This is a genomic window from Streptomyces sp. NPDC056580 (assembly GCF_042793175.1).
In the GTDB taxonomy this organism is placed as follows: Bacteria; Actinomycetota; Actinomycetes; order Streptomycetales; family Streptomycetaceae; genus Streptomyces.
Window position 1 is genome coordinate 26,923 of record NZ_JBHTVE010000002.1, and the last position, 23,231, is coordinate 50,153.

Consider the following 23,231-nt stretch of genomic DNA (forward strand, 5'->3'; position numbering starts at 1 on the left):
CGTACCGCGGCGGCCCTCAGGGCGGTCAGGTGTGAGATCGAGTCCGACCACGTCCGAGGAATCTGCGGATCAGCAGGAAGACACCTATGGCGATCAGGGCCAGCCCCATGAAGATCAAGATCCCCCCGAGGGCGATCAAGAACGTCCCGATCAGGATCAGGAGTGCTCCGACGAGGATCAGGAGCGTCCCGATGATGAAGAGAAGGATCGCGAGGACGGTCACAACGGTCCTCCTGTTCTCCCTCCCGCTCCGACTTCTTCGCCGCCCCCTGCAACCACTTTGCTCCACATCGGCGCGGCTTGTGTCCGGAACGCCCCATGGCTCACGCCCGTACCTTCGGGGCCGCCTGTGGGCCGCGCCAGTTCGGAATGGAACTGCGGGCGAGGAGAGCCGGACGCCTCGGCGACGGTGCTGCTGACGGCGGCGGGCGACGCCGGCCCAGTGTGCTGAAACCCCCAGGTCAGAGGCGCTCGACCGTACGCGTTTCGCCCAGGGGTGGCGGTACGGCAAGAGGGGTGTTACTTGCCGAACCAGCGCATGCTCCGCCACTTGCGGCCCGGGATCCAGACCCCCCCAGGCCGGTTGTGCAGTTGAGCCAGAGCGTCCTGGTACTCGGCGAGCGCAGCGGATTGCTCGGACGAGCCGGTGGGCAAGGCGCCAACCGGCCCTCGCTGTTGCTTGCTCACCTCATCCACGCACCGATCCGTGACGGCGTCGACCTTGCCGTCGTGGTGTGCAAGGAGAAGCGACGAGTCCCCTAGCAGCCTCTTGCCAGGTCAGCTCCGATCCGCATACGCGATCTTCCAAACCAGCTGCGCGGATCACCTCGGCTTCAGTGCGCGAGGACCGACGCGAAGCCGCCCACAAGGAAGAACGCGAGAGAAGTGACGGGCCCCAGCCACTCCGGGAGCCCGAGCGTGCTGCGCTTCTCGAAGCCGTGTCCGGCTCTTGGCACGGCGGCGGCACGGCGGCGCAGTAGCTCTTGCGCGACGGTGTCCCGCTTGGCCTTGCCCGTCAGCGGAGCGGCGTCGAGTGCGGCCACCGGTAGCCGGCCGTATCCCGACACGACGAGGGTGAGGGCTGTGCGCCCCTCCAGTGCCGTGATCAGGTGGTAGGGGACGAGGTAGTACGTGAAGACGTTGTTCACCCGGAGGCGGGCCTGCCCGAACGACACGTAGGGGTTCAGGAACAGTCGCCAGACCATGTACATGCCGATCGGCATGGTCGCCAGTGGGATCAGGCGTGTCATCCACGAGCCGGTCATGGCCGCGTCCTCCTGGACCAACACCTGCAAGGCCACCATCGCTGCCTGTCCCGCGATGGCCAGGACCACTTTTGGGGTTCTTCTGATCCTCACCATTGAGCCGGTTCCTTCGTCGTGCCCACTGGGACAGCCCCACCCCGCTCCTCGGAATCGGGCGGGGGCGAGAAACCTACTAGGTACCGTCCGACGGGACACAGGTCGCCGCAGGTGGAGACGGCCGACCCGGTGCCGGGCCGTCTCGGTTTCCGTCTCATTCAGCTCGGTTCACGACCGTTCAGAAGGGTCCACCAGCAGAGAGCGCCTCGGCCCACAACCGCCTATGAACGCAGGTGAATGGCCCCCGGCTGCCTCCTACGAGCCACCAACAGACCTGGAAAGCGTGCACATCCATGACATGCGCCGGATGTACGGACCGCGTGCGCGTGGGGCCGCGGAGGCCGCCTGGATCAGCGCAGGTGAGACGCGTGGCAGTCCAAGACGGCACCCCCGTCCCGGTTGCTTCGGGGGGAAGAAGTCCCGAGCTAAATGCCGTCGCGCTCGATGAGTGAGCCGTCAGGGCTCATGGTGAAGAAGCGCGGCGGGCCCATGGCTTCCATGGCCCTCTGCAACGCCGCTTGCTGCTCCGCGGGATCAGGGTCGTGTGGGTCCCGGACCCGGAATCCGTGCAGGTGGATGTCGTCCGCGTCGATGTCGTCCGGTTCGGGGGAGCCCTCCAGGGCGAAGCCGCAGAGTGCTCGCAGTGCGTCTTCGCCAGGGCGCCCAAGGCCGACCGACGGTGACCGAAAGTGACAGAAGAAGCGCAGTCCGCAGCCGCGGAACTCCAGTTCAGCGGCCTTGGGCCTAACGCGTTTCCGCCTAGGGGTGGCGGTACGGCAAGATGGGGTGTATCTGCCCACTGCCAGATTTCAAGCTGCCGGACGGTTTCTCTTGGCTGAGTTCATTTACACCATGCGCAAGGCGCGCAAAGCGCACGGCGACAAGGTGATCCTCGACGACGTCACCCTGAGCTTCCTGCCGGGAGCGAAGATCGGTGTCGTCGGTCCGAACGGCGCCGGTAAGTCGACCGTGCTGAAGATCATGGCGGGGCTCGAGCAGCCCTCCAACGGTGACGCGTTCCTGTCCCCGGGTTACAGCGTGGGCATCCTGCTGCAGGAGCCGCCGCTGAACGAGGAGAAGACCGTCCTGGAGAACGTCCAGGAGGGTGTCGCCGACGTCAAGGGCAAGCTCGACCGGTTCAACGAGATCGCCGAGCTGATGGCGACCGACTACTCCGACGCGCTGCTCGACGAGATGGGCAAGCTCCAGGAGGAGCTGGACCACGCCAACGCCTGGGACCTCGACGCCCAGCTCGAGCAGGCCATGGACGCCCTCGGGTGCCCCCCGGGCGACTGGCCGGTGACCAACCTCTCCGGTGGTGAGAAGCGCCGCGTCGCGCTCTGCAAGCTGCTCCTCGAGGCGCCCGACCTGCTGCTCCTCGACGAGCCCACCAACCACCTCGACGCCGAGTCCGTGAACTGGCTGGAGCAGCACCTCGCCAAGTACGCGGGCACCGTCGTGGCCATCACCCACGACCGGTACTTCCTCGACAACGTCGCCGAGTGGATCCTGGAGCTGGACCGCGGGCGCGCCTTCCCCTACGAGGGCAACTACTCCACGTACCTCGAGACCAAGGCCACCCGTCTCAAGGTCGAGGGCCAGAAGGACGCCAAGCGGCAGAAGCGGCTCAAGGAAGAGCTGGAGTGGGTGCGGTCCAACGCCAAGGGGCGTCAGGCCAAGTCCAAGGCCCGCCTCGCCCGCTACGAGGAGATGGCCGCCGAGGCCGACAAGATGCGGAAGCTGGACTTCGAGGAGATCCAGATCCCGCCGGGCCCGCGTCTGGGCAGCATCGTCGTCGAGGTCGACAAGCTCAACAAGGCCTTCGGCGAGAAGGTCCTGGTGGACGGGCTCAGCTTCACGCTGCCGCGCAACGGCATCGTGGGCGTCATCGGCCCGAACGGCGCCGGCAAGACCACGCTGTTCAAGATGATCCAGGGCCTGGAGACCCCGGACTCCGGCGACATCAAGGTCGGCGAGACGGTCAAGATCTCCTACGTCGACCAGAGCCGCGAGAACCTGGACCCGAAGAAGACGCTGTGGGAGGTCGTGTCCGACGGGCTCGACTACATCAACGTCGGCCAGGTCGAGATGCCGAGCCGGGCGTACGTGTCCGCGTTCGGCTTCAAGGGCCCGGACCAGCAGAAGCCGACCGGCGTCCTGTCCGGCGGTGAGCGCAACCGCCTCAACCTGGCGCTCACCCTGAAGCAGGGCGGCAACCTGCTGCTGCTCGACGAGCCCACCAACGACCTGGACGTGGAGACCCTGTCCAGCCTGGAGAACGCCCTCCTGGACTTCCCCGGCTGCGCCGTCGTCGTCTCCCACGACCGGTGGTTCCTGGACCGAGTCGCCACCCACATCCTCGCCTACGAGGGTGAGTCGAAGTGGTTCTGGTTCGAGGGCAACTTCGAGTCGTACGAGAAGAACAAGATCGAGCGGCTGGGTGCGGACGCCGCGCGTCCGCACCGTGCCACCTACAAGAAGCTGACCCGGGGCTGATCGGTCTTGCGTCACATCTACCGCTGCCCGCTGCGCTGGGCGGACATGGACGCGTACGGCCACGTCAACAACGTGGTGTTCCTCCGCTATCTGGAGGAGGCCCGTATCGACTTCCTGTTCCGCCCGGACAAGGAGTTCAAGCAGGGGTCCGTGGTGGCGCGCCACGAGATCGACTACAAGCGGCAGCTCGTCCACCGGCACCACCCGGTGGACATCGAGCTGTGGGTCACCGAGATCCGTGCCGCGTCCTTCACCATCTCCTACGAGGTGAAGGACGGGGATCTCGTCTACGTACGGGCTTCCACCGTCATCGTGCCGTTCGACTTCGAGGCGCAGCGGCCGCGCCGGATCACCCCGGAGGAGCGGGAGTTCCTCCAGGAGTACACGGACGCCGCCGAGGACGCGCAGACCTCGGGGGAGGCCGTCGCCGCATGACGGTCCTGCACCTCGCCGACGAGACGGAGGCTGCCGACCTCGCCGCCTTCCTCTCCCGGTTGCTCCACTACGACCGTGGGGCCGCGGTGCGCCTGCAGGCGGCCGGCACGGCGCTCGCCGTGTTCGGCCGGCCGCCGTCCTTCGAGGTGCTGACGATCCGCGCGGTGCGGCTCGCCAAGCCGTACGAGAACGGGCTGGACGTCACGCTCGACGTCACCGTCTCGGCCGGCGAGTTCCTGGAGTCCCTGGACGAGCGGGCGGCCACGGCCGCCGTGCCGGCCGCGGTCACCGGGCCGCCGTGGGCCGGTGTGCTGCCGCCGCGCGGCGGCTGGCGGCCCGAGCCGGGGCTGCCGCTGCCGGACGCGCTGCGCAGGACGGTCGCCGAGGCCGTCGCCGAGTTCCGGTCCCGTACGGAGGAGCTGCCGCCGGAGCGGCGTACCCGCGCGGAACTGGACCGGATAGGGCGGGACATCTGGTCCCGGGAGGTCGGCGGCAGCCGGCTTCCGTTGCGGGCCGTGCACGCGGCCCAGTCCCTGGGCTTCCTGCGGCCGGGAACCGGTGCGGCCGACACCGGGCTGTTCTCCTCGGGGGCGTGGCTGAGGCTGCGGACCCCCTACGGGTCGGTCGCGGTGCGACGGGCGGGGCTCGGCGCGCTGGATGTCAGCGTGCGCTGAGGGGCTGCGCGGGCGCGGTCACCTCTCCGGCCCGGTCGCCTCTCTTCCCCGGAGGCCGCCTCTCCTCTCCGGTCATCTCTCCTCTCCGGTCATCTCGCTGGTCCGGTCACCTCGCTGGTCCCGTGGCCTCAGCTCCGGGCATTTCGCTGGTCCGGTCGCCTGACCTCTCCGGTCACCTGTCAGTCAGGCCGTCTCTCGTCGCTGTCGTCCGGCCACACCCCGATGTGGTCCGGTTCCAGTTCCAGGGCCACTCGGTCCCGCATGTTCAGGGCCCGCGTGTACTCGGCGGGCAACTGCAGGCGGCCCGCGCGGTCGAGCATGGCGTACTCGCGGGCGACCACCGTCTCGTGGCCGGTCGTGGCGTCCACCTGGCTGCGGCGCAGCACCTCGGTGGAGGTACGGCCGTCCCGGATGGCCACGGTGCGGCGGACCTCGCCGGCCACCGCCTGGTCGTGGGTGACGATCACGATGGTGGTGCCGAGGGTCTCGTTCGCCGTGCGGAACGCGTCGAAGATCTGCGCGGCCGTGTGCGAGTCGAGCTCGCCGGTGGGCTCGTCGGCGAGCAGGACCGCGGGGGAGTTCGCGAGGGCCACGGCGATCGCGGTGCGCTGCTGCTGGCCGCCTGACATCTCGTGCGGGTGCCGGTCGCGGCAGTCGGCCACCTGGAGCAGGTCCAGCAGTTCCAGGGCGCGTTCGGCGCGGGCGCGGCGACGGACGCGGGTGCCGGAGAGCTGGAGGGGGAGCGCTACGTTCTGGGCCGCGGTGAGGTACGGCAGGAGGTTGCGGGAGGTCTGCTGCCAGACGAAGCCGACGACCTCGCGGCGGTAGGCGAGGCGGTCCTTCGCGGTCATGGTGAGCAGGTCGCGGCCGGCCACGTGGGCTCCGCCGGCGGTGGGGGTGTCCAGACCGGCGAGGATGTTCATGAGGGTGGACTTGCCGCTGCCCGAGGCGCCGACGAGGGCCATCAACTCGCCCTCGCGGACCAGGAGGTCCAGGCCCTGCAGGGCCTGGACCTCGATGCCGTCCGCGGTGAAGATGCGGACCAGGCGGTCGCAGGTGATGAGGGCGTCGTGGCCGTAGGCGGGGCGGTCGCGGGACTCGTCGAGGCGGGTGGTGAGGTCGGTGAGGCTGGTGTCCGCCGGTGTGGCTGCGGGGTCGGCTGTCATGGGGTCTCCTGCGTAGGCCGGCGCTGGGCGAAGCGGTTGTGCGGACCGGCGCCCGCGGCGGCGCGCATCCCCGCAGCCGTGTGGGCGCGCTTGCCCGTGGCCGTGGTGGCGCGCGTGTCCGCGGGCGGGCGGAGACGGTTGTGCGGAGTCTGCGGGCGTGTGGTCGGGCGTGTGGTCATCGGGGATCTCCTGCTCGTAGTTCCCGGACCGAGCCGTGGCGGCTCGTCCACCAGGCCTGGGTGGTCGCGACTCCGACCGCCAGGGCCACGACCGCGAGGGCGGGGAGGGTCAGCGACCAGGGGTCCGGGCGGAGGAAGGCCCTGCCCGCCGGGGTCTGGGACGAGGTGAGGGCGATGGTCGTCAGGTCGATGCCCGGGGAGAGCAGGTGGACCGTGGCCCAGCCGGTCAGGGTGCCGCCGGCCGCGGCGAGGAGGGCCTGCGGGAGGGACTCCAGGACGAGGAGGCGGCGGCCCTGGGCCCGGGTGAGCCCCATGGTGCGCAGCCGGGCCAGGAGCGCGGCGCGTTCGGGGGCCGCCCGCAGCAGGGCGAGCAGCAGGGCGAGGGCGGCGAAACCGGCGCCCGCCGCCACCGCCGCCGTGTAGACGTGCCCGGCGCCGGTCTGCAGGGGTGAGTCGGCGTACCGGGCGCGCTCCTCGGTGAGCAGCCGGACCGTGGCCGGGACGGGGGCCGCGCGGCGCAGCGCGGCGGCGTCCGGGTGGGCGCCGGTCAGCAGCAGCGTCGTGGGCCGGGCGGCGGACGGCGGGAGCCCGGCGCGGTCCACCAGCAGGAAGTCGCCGGTGGGCGCGGCCGGGGTGCCGTCGTGGACGGCGGTGATCCGGACGGTGACGGCGCTGCCGTCCGCCAGCCTGACCGGGAAGGGGCGCCGGGTGCCGTAGTTCCGTGCGACGGCGGGGGACGCGAGGGCCGGGAGCGGGTGCGCGGCCCGGCCCCTCAACTCCTCGGCCGTGATGGTCCCGAGGCCCGTGCGGGCCGTCAGCTCCGCGTACGCGCGCGGGTCGACCCCCACGAGGGGCACCGTGTCGATGCCGTCCGCCGGTTTCGCGTCGTAGGCGATGGCCGCCGCGGTCACCGCGCGCACCCCGGGCACGGCGCCCACCCGGCCGGCCAGACCGGCCGGCAGCGCGGTGGCGGAGTCCAGGCGGCCGTCGGCTCCGACGGTCAGCAGTGCCGCGTGGTCCCGGGCCTCGGCCACGCCCGCCAGGACCGAGCCGCCGAAGGCCGCGGTGGTCAGGGCGGTCAGCAGGGCCAGCAGGGGCAGTACCGCCGAGGCCCGGGTGCGGCCCGCGCGGGCCAGGGAGAGCGGGGCCACCGCGCCACGCAGCCGGCCGGCCGGGCGGGCCAGGCGGCGCAGCAGCAGCGGGTAGAGGCGGAGCAGCAGCAGGGCCGCGATGACGCCGGTCAGCACCGGCGCCAGGGAGACCAGTCGGCCGGCCGAGGTGCCCCTGGCGCGCAGTGTGGCCACCGCCCCGGCCGCCAGCGCCAGCAGGGTCAGCTCGGCGACCGTGCGGCGGCGGGAGGGGCGTACCGAGGCCATGTCCTCCCGGGGACCGGTCAGCCGCACCGAGCGGTGGGCGAGCGCGGCGTGCAGCGGGAGCGCGGCGCAGGCGGCGAGGGTGACGGCGACGGCGGCGGCGACGGCGAGACCGGCGCGGGGGCCGGGCACGAGGACGAGGGCGGCCGTGAGGCCCACCGCACCGGCGGGTACGGCGACCACGGCGGTCTCGGCCAGCAGCCGGCCGGTGAGGCCGGGCAGGGAGGCGCCGCGGGCGCGCAGCAGGGCGAGTTCGGCGCGCCGCCGGTCGGCTGCCAGGCCGCCCGTCATGAGCAGGACGACGGCGGCGACCGTGGCGGTGCCGGCGGCCGCCACCCCGACCAGCGGGGAGATGCCGGAGCGCAGCCGCGAGAAGCCGATGACCACGTCGTCCAGGCCGGTGCTCACGTCCAGGTCCGGATCGGTGAGGGAACGGGCCCGGCGCAGGCCCGGGCCGGACTCGAGCGACGCGACGGCGGCCCGCAGCCGGCCGAGGTCGTGGGCGTGCCGGCTGCCGGGACGCGGGGCGAAGTTCCAGTAGCGGTAGGGGGCCTTCTCGCCGCCCAGCAGGGTGAGGGTCGCCTCCGGGGGCAGCAGGAGCGCGCCGTGCCAGTAGGTCTGCGGAGGTCCGGGCTCGGGCAGCCGTTCCAGCGCGGGGGTGCGCAGCAGCGGCACCGTCGACCAGTAGGCGCCGGCCGGGTCCCGCGGGTCGAGGATCCCGGAGATCCGGACGGTGAGGGTGCCGGTGAAGCGGGGCACGTGGATGACCGACCCCACCTTGATGTGCAGGGTCCTGGCGGTGGCGGCGGAGACGGCGGCCTCCGTCTCCGGGGTGTCCATGTCCACCCGGCCCGGGGCTCGTGGCAGCCGGCCCTCGCGGACGCGCGCGTGCCCGGCCAGGCCGCTCTGCGCGACCAGTGTGACCTTGGCGGGCAGGCCCGTCGGGCGGGGGAGCCACGGTTCGATCACGGTGTTGCCCTGCTCGGTGGTGACGCCGTACGCCGACTGGCCGCGGTCGACGGGCACCGAGGCGTCCACCACCGGCAGCAGTGCGCGGAACTCCCGTTCGAGGACCCGGGGACCGAACGAGACGTCCGGGGCCTCGCCGGACGAGCCGTAGTCCGGCACGGCCGCGGTCGCCCGCACGGTGGTGCGCTCGGGGTGTGCCTGGTCGAGGGCGTGCCGCAGGCCCGCGTCCTCGTACCGGTCGACCGCGCGCGGCAGCGCCCCCGCCAGGCAGGCGGTCAGCGCGACCAGCAGCGCGAGCGTCAGCGCGGCCCCGGGCGCGGACCGCAGCCGGGTCCGCACCCAGGGCGCGACCGCGGCCGGTACGGAACGCACGTCACTCACCCCCCTGTTCGCGCAGTGCCCGGGCCGGGTCGGCCCGGCGCAGGGCCGTCACCACGGCCACCGCCAGCGGTGCCGCGGCGACCCCCGCCAGCAGCAACGCCACCTGTCCGGGCGGCAGCCGGACCAGCAGACCGGGAACGGGCCGGGAGGCCTCACCGGTCAGCACGATCAACGGGAGGACGCCGCGGGCCAGTACGGTGCCCAGGACCGCGCCCACCACCAGGGCCAGGCCCACCAGCACGGCGAGTTCGGCGGCGACGGTCCGGGCGAGCCGGCGGCGCGGGGCGCCCAGGGCGCGCAGCACCGCGAAGTCCGCCTCGCGCGCCCGCAGCGACCCGGCGGCGCCCACCGCGAAGCCGACCGCGGCGAGCGCCGCCGCCACCACGGCGGCGGCGGTGAACGCGGCCGTGGGCCCGGCGCCGAAGGGGTCGTCGCGCAGCTCGGCGGCGATCTCGTCGCGGACCACCACCTGCTCCGGGTCGACGTCCGGCAGCGCCCGTACGGCGGCGGCCACCCGGGCGGCGTCGCCGGGCGCGGTCCGCAGCCACCACTCGTTCGGCGCGGCGCCGTCCCCGTCCCGTGCCTGCAGCGCCCGGTTCGCGGCCCGCAGGTCGAGCAGTATCGCGCCGCCGTCGTGGGCGGCGGAGCCCGCCGGGGCTCCGGTGGTGGGCAGCGCCCGTACCGAGCGGACGATCCGCACCGGCAGGCTCTGGTCGCCGACCATGACGTCCAGGAGCTGGCCGGTACGGGCGCCCGACGAGCCGAGGAACCGGTCGGTCGCGACGGCCCGCACCTCGGGCGGCGCGGGCCGTGCCGCCTGGAGCCGCACGGACACCGTGCCGACCGTCCAGATGTCGGCGTCCGGCAGGTAGCCGGTGCCGTAGGAGACGGACAGGGGGCGCGTGGAGACGACCCGGGGCCGGGCCGGGGAGGCATGCGGCGAGGAGACGGCCGCGCCGCCGGTCTGCACGGCCGCGGTCCAGGACGCAGGCAGGGTGAGCGCGCGCCGGGTTCCGTCGGCGCCCTCGGCGGTCAGGTCCCGGACCGTGAGGAGGTGCCGCTCGGCGCGCCCGGCGGGCTGCGTCATGTCGAGCTGGAGCCCGGTGAGCAGTGCCGGGCTGGCGGCGGAGCCGAGGCCGAGTTCGAGGGTGTGCGGCCGGCCGTCGGCCGGCAGCGGCCCGGCCGCCACCGGGTACGCCGCCCCGGCCCCGTCCTCCAGCCGGACCGTGACCTCGGCGGTCGTCCCGGGCCCCGCGGAGCTGCGCAGGCTCGCCGTCAGCCGCAGTCGCGCGGTGCGCGCCGGCACCCGGGCGCCCGCCGGGGAGTCCTCGGGCGTCAGTTCGGCCAGCAGCGACCGCGCCGGTTCGTCCGCGAGGTCGGGGCGCATCAGCAGCGCGTCCGCCGCGTGCGCGGTGTCCAGGGCCAGCACGGTCGCCGTACGGTCCCCGGACAGACCCTGCTCGCCGCGCACGGCGGGCACGGCCCCGCGCACGTGCGGCAGCGACGCGTACACCTCGGTACGGCCGAGTCCGCCCTGACCGGAGTCCAGCACCCGCACCGGCGCCCCGGCGCGGAAGTCGGCCTGGTCGTCCTGCGAGCGGTTCCAGGAGGCGCCCTGGCCGATGGCCAGCATGCCGAGCGCGACGGCGAGCACCAGCAGCAGCACCGGTCCGGCCGCGCGTGCGGTGCGGCGGCTGAACTGCCAGCCGGCCAGCGCCGCCGGCAGCCCGCGCCCGGCCGCCGCCCACCGTTCCGCGAGCCGCGCCACCGGCGGCAGCAGCCGCAGCGTCAGCACGGTCCCGGCGAGCAGTGCCAGCGCGGGCGCCGCGGCCAGCAGCGGATCCACTCCGAGCGCCCCCGACCGGTCGGTGGCGACGCCGCCCGAGCCCTGCTGCCCGAGCTGCCAGTAGGCGACCCCGGCCACGGCGAGCAGGCCCAGGTCGGCGCCCGCGCGGAGCGGGGCCGGGACGAGTCCGCCGCCCGCGCGGCGGGCCCGGGCGCCGTGCGGGCCCGCAGGACGGCGCCCGCGCAGCCGGGGGACACGTGGAGCGCGCGTGCGGCCGGACGCCGTGTCCCGCCGTGCGCGCCGCCCCGCCGGGTCCGCGCCGGCGCCCGTGAGCGCCGGGAGCGTCACCGTCAGGGCGCAGCCCAGCGCCACGGCCACCGCCACCAGCCACACCCCGGGGCCGCCGGCGGGCGGGAGGTCGAGGCGCAGGTCGAGACGGGACAGCGGGCCGTGGGCGGTGAGCAGGCCGGTGAGCGGTCCGGCGAGCAGGGGCGCGCAGAGGGCCGCGGGGAGGGCGAGCAGCATGGACTCGGCCGCGGCGAGGGCGGCGATCCGGGGGCGGGAGGCGCCGCGCGCCCTGAGCAGCCGGGTCTCGGCGGCCCGTTCGGCGCTCAGCAGCCGGGCCACCAGCAGCAGCGCGTATCCGCCGAGCAGGACCAGCTGGAGCGCGACGATCAGCAGAGTGGAGCGGGCGACGAGCAGCGAGCGGTCGATCCGGTCCAGCACGTCAGGCAGCGAGGTCGTCGCCGCCGTGGCACCGCGCAGGGCCGGGGCCTTGCGCAGTTCACCGTCGCCCGCCCGCACGGCCGCGCGCAGCTCCCCGGTGCGTCCGGTCGTCATCGCGCCGAAGTCGGCTAAGGCGAGCCAGGCCGAGCCACCGGTGCTCACCCGCGCGCCGGCGAGGACCGAGGGGTCGGCGAGCAGCGGACCGTAGGTGGTGAAACCCGACTGTTTCACGCCGCGGCCGAGCAGGTCGTCCAGCCGCCAGTACGGCGCGTTCACGGCGGCGGGCCGGTACAGCCCGGTGACGCGCACCCGGACCTTCCGGTCGCCGAGCCGGTCGGCCAGCGTGACGCTGTCGCCCGGCTTCAGCCCGAGCGGCCGGGCGGCGGCCTGCGGGACGGCCACCTCGATCTCACGGGCCCTGCGGTCCGGCAGCCGCCCGGCGGTGGGCCGCACCTGGCTGCGGTCCAGCGCCGCGAAGTAGGTCAGGTCCGGGTCGCCCGAGCGCCGGGCGGGCGGCCGCAGGGACCGGGGGAGCGCGTACGGGCCCGAGCGGCGCAGCGTCCGCACGGTCACCGGCAGCCCGTCGAAGGTCTTCCGCGCGCCCTCGCGCACGGCGGTGTCGGCGGCGGCGTGCTGTCCGGCGGGGACGTCGGCCTTGACGATCAGCGCGGTGGCGGCCGCGTTGCGCGGGTCGGCCAGCACGTGGCGCAGCGCCGCGTCCCCGATCGCGCCGGCGTACGCCGTGAGCGTCGCCAGCACGGCGGTGGTCAGCAGGACGGTGAGCAGGGCGGAGCCGAGCAGCAGGCGGTGTGCCCGCGCGCGTGAGACGACGAACCCCGTCATCCGACCCCGACCCCCGTGCCGTCCGGACTTGTGTGCAGCCTGTCTGGATCTCGCGATGCTCGCAGAGGGGGCCGGTCGCGGGTAAGCGGTCGGCGACCGGTCTATACCGGATCGTGATCGGAATCCGGCGCGGAACGACCGGAATGCGGGATTCGGGCCGTCAGTCGGCGGTGTTGATCATCGACTGGGCGGCGTACGTCAGGTAGTTCCACAGCGTGCGCTCGTGCTCCTCGCTCAGGCCGAGTTCGTCCACGGCGACCCGCATGTGCTTCAGCCAGGCGTCGTGCGCGGCGCGGTCCACGGTGAACGGCACGTGCCGCATGCGCAGCCGCGGGTGGCCGCGGCTGTCGCTGTAGGTGCTGGGGCCGCCCCAGTACTGGATGAGGAACAGGGTCAGCCGGTCCTCGGCCGGGCCCAGGTCCTCCTCCGGGTACATCGGCCGCAGGAGCGGGTCCTCGGCCACCCCCTCGTAGAAACGGTGGACGAGCCGGCGGAAGGTCTCCTCCCCGCCGACCTGCTCGTAGAACGTCTGCTCCTGAAGCGTGCCGCGCCGAATCTCATTCACCCGTCCATGGTCTCAGACCGGGCGACCCAGGACTCCGGCCCTAGGACCCCTGTCCGGCCCCGTCCGTCCCGCACCGCGCTCCCGGGCGCCCGGCCGCCCCTACTGTGGGGGCATGGGCGCCTACGACAGCGTGATCGAAGCTCTGGCCACCGCGGCGCGGGAGGCGCTGGTGCGGGAGATCGACGCCCACGGGGCCTGGGCCGCGGACCCGGTCTGGCGGGAGGCGTTCGAACAGGTGCCCCGGCACCTGTTCGTGCCGTACTACTACGTCGGGGCCAGGGGCGGCTACGAACGCCGCTGGGGCGAGAGTCCGGACCCCGAGGCCCGGGAGCGCTGGGTGCGCGGCGCCTACGCCGACACCCCGCTGGCGACCCGGCTGCGCGACGGCGAGCTGCTCTCCTCCAGCAGCCAGCCCTCCCTGATGGCGCGGATGCTGGCCGCGCTGCGCGTCGAGGACGGCGACCGGGTCCTGGAGGTGGGCGCCGGCACCGGCTACAACGCGGCCCTGCTCGCCCACCGGCTCGGCGACGACGACCTCGTCACCACCGTCGACCTGGACCCGGAGATCACCGAGTCGGCCCGGCAGCACCTGGCCGCGGCCGGTCACCGGCCGGCCGTCGTGACCGGCGACGGCGCGCGGGGGGTGCCGGAGCGGGCCCCCTTCGACCGGATCATCGCCACCTGCGGACTGTCCACGGTGCCGCGTGCCTGGCTCGCCCAGTGCCGGCCCGGGGCCCGGATCCTGACCCCGCTGGCCACCGGCCTGCTCGCCCTCACCGTGCACGGCCCCGGGCACGCCGAGGGCCGCTTCCTGCCCAGGGCGGCCTACTTCGTGCCGCTGCGCGGCACGGGCCGGACCGAACCGCCGGCGGTGTCCCTGAGCGGGCTGCCGGGCCGGGCCCGCGAACAGGAGCCGTTCCACTTCCTGCTCGAACTGACCCGGGGCGCGCTGGACCCGGAGGAGGCCCACGCGCTGTGGGAGCGCGAGGGCTGCCCCGGCCGGGAGCGCTTCGGCGTCACGGTCGGCGCCGACCACGCCAGGGCCTGGCTCGACGACCCGGAGGGGCCGTACGCCTGGCCCCTCCCGTGACGCGCCTCAGCCCCTGCGGATGGTGATCGTCGTCCAGGCGCCCACGTGCACCCGGTCGCCGTCCTGCAGCGGCACCGGCACGAACGGCTGGATCGGCTCGTCAGAGCCGTTGACCGTGGTGCCGTTCGTCGAGTTCTGGTCGACGACCGCCCAGTTGCCGTCCGGCTGCTGCACCAGCACCGCGTGCTGGTGCGAGACGCCCGGGTCCTCCGGCGGCACCGACAGGTCGATGTCGGGGGTGTCGCCGGTGGAGTGCCGGCGGCGGCCGATGGTGACCTGGTTGCCGCTGAGCGTGCGCTGCTGCTCGGGTGAGTAGGCGGGCAGGTTCAGGCCCGCGGCCTCGGGGCCGGAGCGCTGCATCATCGCCATGAAGTAGTCGCGGTCCGGGCCGATGGTCGCGGTCCAGGTGGCCGGTCCCTGCGGGGCCTGCGGGAAGCCGTGACCGGGCGGCGCCTGGGTGCCGCCGGGCTGCGGGTAGCCGTAACCGCCCCCGGGGCCGCCGGGACCACCAGGGGCTCCGGGGCCGCCGGCGGACGGCGGGGAGATCATCCAGTCGTCCTCACCGCCGCCGAAGGCACCGCCGCCGGCCGGGGGCCGGCCGGTCTCCTGCGGGAAGGCGGGCGCGCCGGACCGGTAGGCCTGCGGCGGACCGCCGGCCGTGCCGCCGGGACCCACGGGCGGGGTCGGGCCGGGCGGCGGCGGACCCGGACGGGAGGGGTCGCCGCCGAAACCGGAGGGGCCGGGACCGCCACCGAAGCCGGAGGGACCGGGACCGCCCGGGCCGCCGGGACCGGCAGGACCACCGGGCTCACGGCCGAAGGGCGGCGGGCCCGCCGGACCGCCCGGACCACCGGGACCGGCGCCGAAACCGGAAGGACCACCAGGACCGCCCGGACCGCCAGGGCCTCCCGGTCCCTGCTGTCCCGGCACGCCGCCGAAGGGCGGCTGACCGGCAGGCGGCCGGCCGCCGCCGAAGCCGGACGGACCGCGCTCGCCGGCGAACGGCGTCGGGCCCGACGGCTCGCTGCCGAAGGACGGGATCGGCTCGGCGGGCCGGTTCACCTGCGAGGGCCGCGAACCCTGGTACTCGTACGAGTCACCGCCGCCGTACGTCGAGCTCGGCGGCTCGAAGCGGGGCTGCGGCGGGCGCGGGGCCGCCGGGGTGTAGGAAGTGGCCGTGTTGGTCAGGAAGTTCCACCGGCACTCCTCGCAGAACGGCGCGCCGCCCTCACGGGGGGTACGGCACTGCGGGCACAGCTCCGGCTCGTGGCCGCCTGGCCCGGACGCGCGGCCGCCGGGCTGCGCGCCCTGCGGCGGGAAGCCGTAGCCGCCGGGCGGGGGCGGCGGAGGAGGCGGAGGTACGGCACCGGCCATGCGGTGACCGCAGACCTCGCACCAGTCGTCGGAACCCGACTGGTGTCCGTTCGGGCAGGTCGGCATGTCGGCGCTTCCCCTTCTCCTGAGGGTCCTCCGGTAGGTCCGGATCTCTTCCTTGGCTGTCCCGCGGTCTCCCGCGGGTCACTTCTTCACACGAACAGTCTTTGTGGACCGGGTCTCGAGGGTCATCTCGTCGGCCTCCGCGACCTTCGCCTTCAACCGCACAGTACCTGTCGCGGCGTCGACCACGTCCACCACCTTCGAAAGCAGTTTCGCAGTATCGGCGTTGCCAGAGGCGCTCGCGAGCTGAACAGCACGCCCCAGTTTGGCCGTTGCCCGCTCGAAATCACCCGCTTTGCGAAGGTCCAGGCCCTGCTGGATGGCCTGCGCCAGTTCGGCCTGCCCGGTGTAGTGGGCGACCTGGGGGTTGATCGAGGTGGAGGCCGCCATGTCGTCGGTCCACACCGCCCTGACCAGGCCCTGGCCGCCGAGGCTGTGGGCCTGCCCGTCCGGCTGCGGCACCACCAGGGAGATCCGGGCGGCCAGCATCTCCTGGCCGAGGCCGGCCGCCGGGACCTCCACGCACAGGTGGTAGTCGCGGGACTCGTCGCCCCAGGAACCGGTGGGGTAGTCCCCGGACCGCGGCCCCCCCTCGACGCGGCGGTCCGTCAACTCCTCCACTGCGGGCGCCACTTGCTTGACGAACCGGAGGTTCGCGCCGACCGGGGTCCATACCCGCAGCGCCACGTCGGCGACCTCCTTGCCCATCGCCGTCTCCATCATCCGCGTGAAGTCGGCCGCCAGCCCCGCCGGGTCGGCGACGATGTCGGCGGTGCCGAGCAGCGCGGAGGCGATCGCTGTGACTTCTTTCACTTCCCAGTCGGTGCCCACGCCACGCGCGTCACAGGTGAACCGACCGGCGCACTCGTCCAGCGCCGCCCGCAGATCCTGCGGCGACTCGTGCTCGTTGCGGCCGTCGGTCAGCAGGATGCCGTGCCGGATGGCGACGTCCGCCGAAGCCAGCAGCCGGTCGGCGAGCCGCAGCCAGGTGCCGATGGCCGTGCCGCCGCCCGCGCCGAGCCGGCGCAGCGCCTGCTTGGCCTGCTCGCGCGTGGTGGCGTCGGCGACCGCGAGCCGTCCGCCGCCCGGATAGACCTCCTTGGCCACATGCGTGCCGGCGACCACCGTGAAGTGCACCCCGTCGCGCAGGGTGTCGATCGCGGCGGCCGTGGCGTCCCGCGCGTTGCGCATCTTGGCCGGCGGATAGTCCATGGAGCCGGAGCAGTCGACCATGACGGCGACCGCGGCGGAGGGCCCTCGGCCGCCCCCGTACAGGTGCGGGGCCGTGACGGCGCCGCCCACGGTGCCGCCGCCGGTCGCGGTGACGGTGACGATGGCGTTGACCTCACGGCCGCCCTCGGGCAGGTACTCGTTCTGGTAGACGTCCACCGAGAACTGCGGCACGTTCGGTTTGGCGAAATTGGCCATGACTGTTCCGATCCCCCTGTGAAGCCCCGCTGGCGCGAGGCGATGCCGGTGGACGGACCGGTCCCCTCCGGTCCGCCCGGACTTCCCCGTGGTGGTGCGGCCTCAGGCCGATCCTGCCCCCTGCGGCGGCGCGGGGAACGGCAGGACCGCCACTGTTACGTTGTCGTGGCCCCCGCCGTCCAGGGCGTGGCCGACCAGGACGCGGGCGCAGTGCAGGGGGCGGGCGGCCGCGTCGGCGGGCGCCACCTCGGCCATCTCCCCGGCCGTCTCCGCGTAGTTCCACAGGCCGTCGGTGCACACCAGCACGACACCGGGCCGGTCCGGCTTGAAGGCGGCGGTGTGCGGCTCCAGTTCGTAGGCGTCCGCGCCGAGCCAGCCGGTGATCGCGTGGGCGCGCTCGTCGGCGTACGCCTGCGCCTCGCTCATCAGGCCGGCCGCGACCATCTGCGCCGCCCAGGAGTCGTCCTCGGTGAGCCGGGCCGGGGGCGCGGAGCGGTCGTCCGGCACCCAGTAGGCGCGGCTGTCGCCGACCCAGCCGACCACCAGCAGCCCGCTCGCGACGATCGCGCCGACGATGGTGCAGGCCGGGGCGTTGTGGTGCGGGTCGTGCTCGCGCGCCGCGTCGGGCTCCTCGGCGAGGGAGTCGACGGCCTGCGCGGCGGTGACGATCGCCTCGTGCATCGCCGCCTGCGGGTGGGTGCCGCGCGGCAGGGCGGCCAGCAGGGTGTCGACGGCGGCCTGCGAGGCGGCCGCCGACGCCTCGTCCGGCCGGGTCGCCGAGGACACGCCGTCGCACACGACGGCCAGCGCCGCGGGCGAACCGTCGGGCAGCGCGGTGTGGGCGACGGCGAAGGCGTCCTCGTTGCGGTGGTGGCGCAGACCGCGGTCGCTGACCGCGGCGACCGGGCCCGACTCCCGCTCCATGTGGTCGCGTTCGCGGGGCTGGGCGTGCCCGCAGTTCTCGCAGTAGCCGTCGTCGTCCACCCGGCCGGTACGGCAGGCCACGCAGAGCCGCGCGGGATCGGCCGGGCCGGGGGCGGCAGCCGGTCCGTCCGGTGCCGGGGACGCGGCGGGAGAGGCGGCGGCGCGCGGGTCGGGAGCCTGCAACGGGTACTCCTCGGGCTCCGGGCGCCGGTCGAAGCGGACGCCGGGCGTGGCGGGTTCCTGGTGGGGCTCGTGGGGCAGCGCGTTGCCGCCGGAGTCGGTGCCGGGCAGATCGGCCGCCAGGTGCGCCGCCGGCTGGGTGCTGCCGGAGCCGTCCGGTCCGGGGGCGGGCCAGTCCACGCCGTCCCCTGGGCCGGCGCCTCCGGTCATGGTGAGGGTCGGGTGGTCCTGCGGCGGGGCGGGCACGACGGACAGGTCGTATCCGCACGCGCCGCAGAAGAGGTCACCCGGCTCGAGCGGCTCCGCGCAGCTCGGGCACTTCGCCAGTGCGGTCTGCTGGGGCATCTGCGACATCAACTACACCCACGTCCGGGGGCGGTAACGGTTGGCCCGTTCCACCAGTTCGATCCTCTCCTCGCCGCCGGGCGCCAGTCTCGCCAGCGTGCGGTACGAGCGCTCCAGGCCGAAGCGCAGGCCCCGTTCGTCCAGACCGCTGCCGAGCAGCTTCCTTCCGGCGGCGGCCGGCGGGGCGGTGCCCTGGCCAGTGGAGAGTACCCAGTCGAGCGCGCTGCCGAGCACTTCGGCGGACAACTGCTCCCGGCGCGCCGGGTCCAGGCCGTACGCGTCCAGCGCCTCGACCTGCCCGGCGGCGGCCGTCAGGTCGTCGAGGAACGGCGTGTCACCGGCGCTCGGCGTACGCCCGCGCAGCCGGGCCCGGACGGCGGCGACCCGGGCGGCGGTGTAGTGGATGGACGACTCGGGCACCGACTCCAGGGTGCCGACGGCGCCGGTCCGGTCACCGGCCGCGAGCCGCACCCGGGCCAGCCCGAACGCGGCGCTGACGAAGCTCGGATCGGTCGACCACACCAGCCGGTAGTACTCGGCGGCGTTGTCCAACTGGCCCAGCACCTCGGCGCACAGGCCGAGCGCCAGCTTGGGCGCCGCTTCGCCGGGAAAGGCGTCGTAGATCGCGTCGAAGCCCAGCGCGGCGCCCTCGAAGTCGCCGGTGACCAGCGCGGCCACGCCCTGGTACCAGACCACCCGCCAGTCGTCCGGCCGCTGCTCCTCCAGCTCGCCGAGGGCAGTCAGCGCCGTCCGGTGGTCGCCGTTCTCCAGCCGGGCTCTGATCTGCCGCAGCCGCGACTCCACGCTCGGCGCGGGTGCCGCGTCCAGGGCGCTGATCAGCTCGGCCGGCGCGGACGCCATGAGCCCGGCCAGGAAACCGGCGTTGGGGTCGTTCGGGTCGACCAGCGGCACGGGCAGGGCCAGCGCGGCGGCGGGCGTGTCCACGGGCCTGACGACGGACCGCCCGGGCAGCGCGGGCACCGCCCCGGCGCCGCGCGCCGGGCGCGCCCCGAGCAGCGACACGTCCCCGTGCGCCCGGGGGAACAGTTCGGTGTCGACGACCTTCACCTCGGGCCCGAACAGCGTGGACAGAGCGGGTCTGGCCCGCCCGGTCTGCAGCGAGACGACCTCCCGCAGCACGCCGGTGAGCTGCTCCGCCATCTCCTGCGCGGAGGCGAACCGGCGGGCCGGGTCGGGGTCGGTGGCGCGGACCAGGAGCCGGTAGAAGGACTCGTAGCGGTGGAAGACCTCGATGTTGTCCGGGTCGGGCAGGGAGTCCACGAAGACGTTCGTGTAGCCCTGGAAGTCGAAGGTGAGGACGGCGAGCGTACGGCCCACCGTGTAGAGGTCGCTGGCCACCGACGGGCCGACGTCGGCGACCTCCGGCGCCTGGTAGCCGACCGTGCCGTAGATCGCCGACTCGCCGTCGTCCATGCGGCGCACGGCGCCCATGTCGATCAGCTTGAGCTGGTCCTCGGTCTGGATGGCGTTGTCGACCTTGAAGTCGCAGTACAGCAGGTTGCGGCTGTGCAGGTGGCCGAGGGCCTCCAGGGCCTCGATGCCGTACGCGCAGACCTGCTCCACCGGCAGCGGGTCGCGCCTGCCGTCGGGCGTGCGGCGGGCGTTGGCGATCTCCTTCAGCGACTTGCCGCCGACGTACTCCATGACGATGTAGCCGTCGAGGGAGCCGGTGCGCTGGTCGAGGTGCTCGACGAAGTTGTAGATCCGCACGATGTTGGCGTGCTCGATCTCCGCGAGGAACCGCCGCTCGGAGATCGCCGCCGCCATCGCGTCCTGGTCGCCGGTGTCCAGCAGGCCCTTGAGCACCACCCACCGGTCCGACACGGCCCGGTCGACGGCGAGGTATATCCAGCCGAGACCGCCGTGCGCGAGACAGCCCGCGACCTCGTACTGGCCGTGCACGACGTCCCCGGCCTTCAGCTTCGGCACGAACGAGTAGGGGTGCCCGCACTTGGTGCAGAACCCCTCCGTGCGCCCCGGCCGCTCGCCCCGGGCGCGCCCGACCGGCGCCCCGCAGTCGGACCGCGAGCAGAACCGCTTGCGCTCGGGCACCTCCGGGTTCTCCAGCACCATCGCGCGCGGGTCGGGCCGCGGCACCTGCGGCACCGAGACCAGTCCGGCGCCCAGCCGGCCGCGCGCCGAGGCGCCGGAGGAGGAGCCGGAGCTGCGCACCGACACCGAGCGGGCGCTGGAGCGGCCCGACAGGTCGCGGGAGAGCCGCCCGGACACCGAGCGCCGCGACCTCGACGACTGCGAGGTGGTGCGCGAACTGCGGGCGCTGGCGGGTGAACCCACGCTCGTCCCCGAGCCCTTCGTGACCCCTGTGGCCGGCGAGCCCACCATGCCTCCCCCGGCGTGGACACCCCCGGGCGCCACGACGGGGGCGAGGCCGCAGGTGTCGCAGTACAGCTGGCCGCCGCCGACGTCCTCGTAGGAGCCCTCGCAGCCGGGCCGCTGGCACGCGCGCCGTGCCTGACTCATGACTCACCTCTACGGTCCTCGGGTCCGCCCTGGCGGGGGACGCCCGGTGCGCCGAGCAGTTCGGCCGCCGCCTGCTGGTAGCGCAGCACGGCCTGTTCGGCGACGCGCAGGTCGCAGGGGGCGCTCCACAGCATGCGCCGGGCCGCGTCGTACCGCTCGACCAGCAGGGGGTCCTCGGCGACGCCGTTGCGGGCGACCTTCGCCTTGTACGCGTCCAGCCGGCCGCGCAGCTCGGCGCGGACCGCGAGCGGGGCGGTGACGGCGGTCAGCGACTCCCGCGCCCGCAGCAGCTCGTCGTCGGCCTTCTGCTCCAGCGACTCGAGCAGCGGGGAGAGCCGGTGCCACTGCGCCTGCCGCCGGTACTCGGCGGCCGTGGCCAGTTGTTCCTGCAGCACGGTCGGCGGTCCGCTGACCACCGGCACCTCGGTCGCGGCGATCTTCGCCAGCACCTCACCGCGCGCGGTGCGCGCCTCGGCGAGGGTGCGGTCCGCGCGGGAGAGCACGTCCCGCAGCCGGATCAGCCGCGCCTCCGCGTCCTGCCGGACCGTCAGCACCGCGTCGATCTCGCGCCGCACGTCCTCGAGGGCGCGGGCCTCGCGGTCGTACACCGTGGTGTCCGGCCGGCCGCCGCCGGGCGCCGAACTGCCCTCGGCGCGCACCCAGAAGGCGAGCGGGTCGGAGACCACGTCCGCGCGCAGGGCGGTCAGCGTGCGGGTGATGCGCTCCAGATCGTCGCCTGCCGGGTGCTCGCCCGGGCGGACGCCCACGGAGTGGGCGAGCCTGCGGGTGCGCTGGAGTTCGGCGGCGAGTAAATCGATCCGGGCGGGCAGCGCCGACCAGACCGCGTCGGCGGTGACGACCATGTCGAGCGAGGACGCGTACAGCTCGTTCATCCGGTCGACCAGGGTGGTGAGCGAGAAGCTCTCGCTGAGCCTCGGGGCGGCCTCGGGGCCGGCTCCGCCGGGCACGGTGACGGACGCGCCGCGCAGCAGCTCGGTCAGCTCCGCCAGGTCCTCCCGGCTGGACCAGCGGCGCCGGGCGCGGATCTCCCGGGCGGAGCGCAGCGCCGCCGTGTAGGCGTCGAAGTACGACCACAGCAGGGTGATCGACGCCTCGGTGGCCTGCCAGCGCTGCCGGGTGACGCCGGTCAGCTCGGCGCCTTCGAGGAGCCTGCGGCCCGCGTGGTCCTGGAGGGCGAGCAGCGAGGTCTCGATCGCCTCGTGCTCCGCGCCGAGCCGCGCCAGCGCACGGTCCACCTCGTCCCGGTCCATCACCGGCCCGGCGGGGTCCGTGACGCCCATCGATCACCTCTCGCTGCTGTGTGGTTGGACTGGGTGGGGTTCAGCTCTTGCGCAGGTACTGCGGCGTGGGCGGCTCGGAGGGGCCTGAGTCCTTCCCCAGTGTGGCCGACAGCCACCTGTCGTACGAGGCCTGCCAGCCGTCCTCGCGGTAGTCGACCAGGACGCGGTTGACCCGGCGTACCAGGTCCGTGGCGTCCTTCTTCATCGCCACGCCGTAGTACTCGGTGGTGAACGCGTCACCCTTCAGGGCGACCGTCGGGTCCTGCGCGGCCTGGCTGGCGGCCAGGGCGCCGTCGGTGACCACCGCGTCCACCTCGCCGAGCTGGAGCCGGACCAGGCAGTCGAGCTGGTTGGGGACGGTGGTGGAGATGTCGGTGGAGGCGGGCAGGTCGCCGGCGGCCCGGTCGGCCCTCAGCTTGCCGTAGGCGGTGGAACCGGACGCCGTGCAGATCCGCTTGTGCGCGAGCGTGCCGTCGTAGCCCGTGATGGGGGAGGACTTCGGGGCCAGCACCTGCTGCCCGGTCTTGAAGTAGGGCGCGGAGAACGCCACGTCCTGCATGCGCGCGCAGGTGATGGTCATCGTGCGGACCACCATGTCGACCCGGCCCTTCTGGATCGCGGGTATGCGCTGGCTGGTCGGGATGGCTTTGAACTGCACCGCGTCCGGGTCGCCGAGGATGTCCTCGGCGATCCGGTGGACGAGGTCGATGTCGAAGCCCTCGAGCTGGGCGCTCTCGGTGTTCGGGTTGCGGTAGCCCCAGCGGTAGCTGTTCTGGTCGACGCCGACGACCAGCTTGCGCTTGGCGCCCGTGCGGGACTTGATGGCGTCGATGGTGTCCCCGTCCGCCCCGGACGGGGACAGCGTCTGCTTCTGCGCCTCGGAGTCCCGGCAGCCCCCGGCCCGCGCCTGGCTGCCGTCGGCGAGGCCTGGGCCGGCGGTCGGCACACCGTCGTCGCGCCGCGGCTGCGTGCACGGCAGCAGCAGCGCGAAGGCCAGGGCCAGCGCGCACAGCACCGCCATCGCGCCGACCCCGCCCCAGCCCCGTACACGGCTCGCGTACATCGTCACG

Annotated in this window: 17 protein-coding genes; 4 read left to right on the plus strand and 13 right to left on the minus strand. The window is 74.2% G+C overall.

What is annotated here, in order from left to right; all coding sequences use genetic code 11:
* Positions 1-25: 25 nt before the first annotated feature.
* From ACFQ9Z_RS03870 to ACFQ9Z_RS03880, 3 genes are all read right to left on the minus strand, one after another.
* On the minus strand, positions 26-223 hold the full coding sequence (locus ACFQ9Z_RS03870; protein ID WP_383010389.1) for a hypothetical protein: 198 nt from the start codon (positions 221-223) through the stop codon (positions 26-28).
* Positions 224-833: 610 nt separating this feature from the next.
* A complete protein-coding gene (locus ACFQ9Z_RS03875; RefSeq protein ID WP_383010391.1) occupies positions 834-1,334 on the minus strand; it encodes a hypothetical protein in 501 nt (166 codons plus the stop codon).
* Positions 1,335-1,786: 452 nt separating this feature from the next.
* Entirely contained in the window at positions 1,787-2,161 is a 375-nt protein-coding gene (locus ACFQ9Z_RS03880; RefSeq protein WP_383010393.1) for a DUF6928 family protein, read from the minus strand.
* Positions 2,162-2,192: 31 nt separating this feature from the next.
* Here ACFQ9Z_RS03880 and ettA point away from each other — a divergent pair, with 31 nt between their 5' ends.
* From ettA to ACFQ9Z_RS03895, 3 genes are read left to right on the plus strand one after another with little or no spacing between them, the layout of a single operon-like run.
* Positions 2,193-3,857, plus strand: a complete 1,665-nt coding sequence (gene ettA / locus ACFQ9Z_RS03885; protein WP_383010395.1) for an energy-dependent translational throttle protein EttA — start codon at positions 2,193-2,195, stop codon at positions 3,855-3,857.
* 6 nt (positions 3,858-3,863) lie between these two features.
* Positions 3,864-4,292, plus strand: a complete 429-nt coding sequence (locus ACFQ9Z_RS03890) for an acyl-CoA thioesterase (protein WP_383010397.1) — start codon at positions 3,864-3,866, stop codon at positions 4,290-4,292.
* Positions 4,289-4,966 carry a hypothetical protein gene (locus ACFQ9Z_RS03895; RefSeq protein WP_383010399.1) on the plus strand — a complete coding sequence of 226 codons (678 nt, stop codon included), beginning with the start codon at positions 4,289-4,291 and terminating at the stop codon, positions 4,964-4,966. Before ACFQ9Z_RS03890 ends, ACFQ9Z_RS03895 begins: the two co-directional genes overlap by 4 nt.
* Positions 4,967-5,145: 179 nt before the next feature.
* On the opposite strand, the gene ACFQ9Z_RS03900 is transcribed toward ACFQ9Z_RS03895, so the two are convergent.
* From ACFQ9Z_RS03900 to ACFQ9Z_RS03915, 4 genes are all read right to left on the minus strand, one after another.
* Positions 5,146-6,132, minus strand: a complete 987-nt coding sequence (locus ACFQ9Z_RS03900; RefSeq protein WP_383010401.1) for an ABC transporter ATP-binding protein — start codon at positions 6,130-6,132, stop codon at positions 5,146-5,148.
* Between the two features lie 175 nt (positions 6,133-6,307).
* Entirely contained in the window at positions 6,308-9,025 is a 2,718-nt protein-coding gene (locus ACFQ9Z_RS03905; protein WP_383010403.1) for an FtsX-like permease family protein, read from the minus strand.
* Position 9,026: 1 nt separating this feature from the next.
* The gene (locus ACFQ9Z_RS03910; RefSeq protein WP_383010405.1) at positions 9,027-12,389 is read right to left on the minus strand and encodes an FtsX-like permease family protein; all 3,363 of its coding nucleotides are present in this window, start codon (positions 12,387-12,389) and stop codon (positions 9,027-9,029) included.
* Positions 12,390-12,549: 160 nt separating this feature from the next.
* The gene (locus ACFQ9Z_RS03915; protein WP_383010407.1) at positions 12,550-12,954 is read right to left on the minus strand and encodes a globin; all 405 of its coding nucleotides are present in this window, start codon (positions 12,952-12,954) and stop codon (positions 12,550-12,552) included.
* A 112-nt stretch (positions 12,955-13,066) separates the two neighbouring features.
* On the opposite strand from ACFQ9Z_RS03915, the gene ACFQ9Z_RS03920 reads away from it, so the two are divergent.
* Positions 13,067-14,044 (plus strand): methyltransferase domain-containing protein, encoded by a 978-nt coding sequence (locus ACFQ9Z_RS03920; protein ID WP_383010409.1) that lies wholly within the window; start codon positions 13,067-13,069, stop codon positions 14,042-14,044.
* 6 nt (positions 14,045-14,050) lie between these two features.
* Here the strand turns inward: ACFQ9Z_RS03920 and ACFQ9Z_RS03925 are convergent, their stop codons facing one another.
* The 6 genes from ACFQ9Z_RS03925 to ACFQ9Z_RS03950 all read right to left on the minus strand — a co-directional run bounded on the left by ACFQ9Z_RS03925 (position 14,051) and on the right by ACFQ9Z_RS03950 (position 23,224).
* The gene (locus tag ACFQ9Z_RS03925) at positions 14,051-15,484 is read right to left on the minus strand and encodes an FHA domain-containing protein (protein WP_383010411.1); all 1,434 of its coding nucleotides are present in this window, start codon (positions 15,482-15,484) and stop codon (positions 14,051-14,053) included.
* A gap of 78 nt (positions 15,485-15,562) precedes the next feature.
* Complete coding sequence (locus ACFQ9Z_RS03930; RefSeq protein WP_383010413.1) at positions 15,563-16,909, minus strand: VWA domain-containing protein; 1,347 nt, start codon at positions 16,907-16,909, stop codon at positions 15,563-15,565.
* 102 nt (positions 16,910-17,011) lie between these two features.
* A complete protein-coding gene (locus ACFQ9Z_RS03935) occupies positions 17,012-18,367 on the minus strand; it encodes a PP2C family serine/threonine-protein phosphatase (RefSeq protein WP_383010415.1) in 1,356 nt (451 codons plus the stop codon).
* A 3-nt stretch (positions 18,368-18,370) separates the two neighbouring features.
* The gene (locus ACFQ9Z_RS03940; protein ID WP_383010417.1) at positions 18,371-20,860 is read right to left on the minus strand and encodes a tetratricopeptide repeat protein; all 2,490 of its coding nucleotides are present in this window, start codon (positions 20,858-20,860) and stop codon (positions 18,371-18,373) included.
* The gene (locus ACFQ9Z_RS03945) at positions 20,857-22,161 is read right to left on the minus strand and encodes a hypothetical protein (protein WP_383010419.1); all 1,305 of its coding nucleotides are present in this window, start codon (positions 22,159-22,161) and stop codon (positions 20,857-20,859) included. Before ACFQ9Z_RS03945 ends, ACFQ9Z_RS03940 begins: the two co-directional genes overlap by 4 nt.
* Positions 22,162-22,201: 40 nt before the next feature.
* Complete coding sequence (locus tag ACFQ9Z_RS03950) at positions 22,202-23,224, minus strand: glutamate ABC transporter substrate-binding protein (protein WP_383010421.1); 1,023 nt, start codon at positions 23,222-23,224, stop codon at positions 22,202-22,204.
* Between the last annotated feature and the right edge of the window lie 7 nt (positions 23,225-23,231).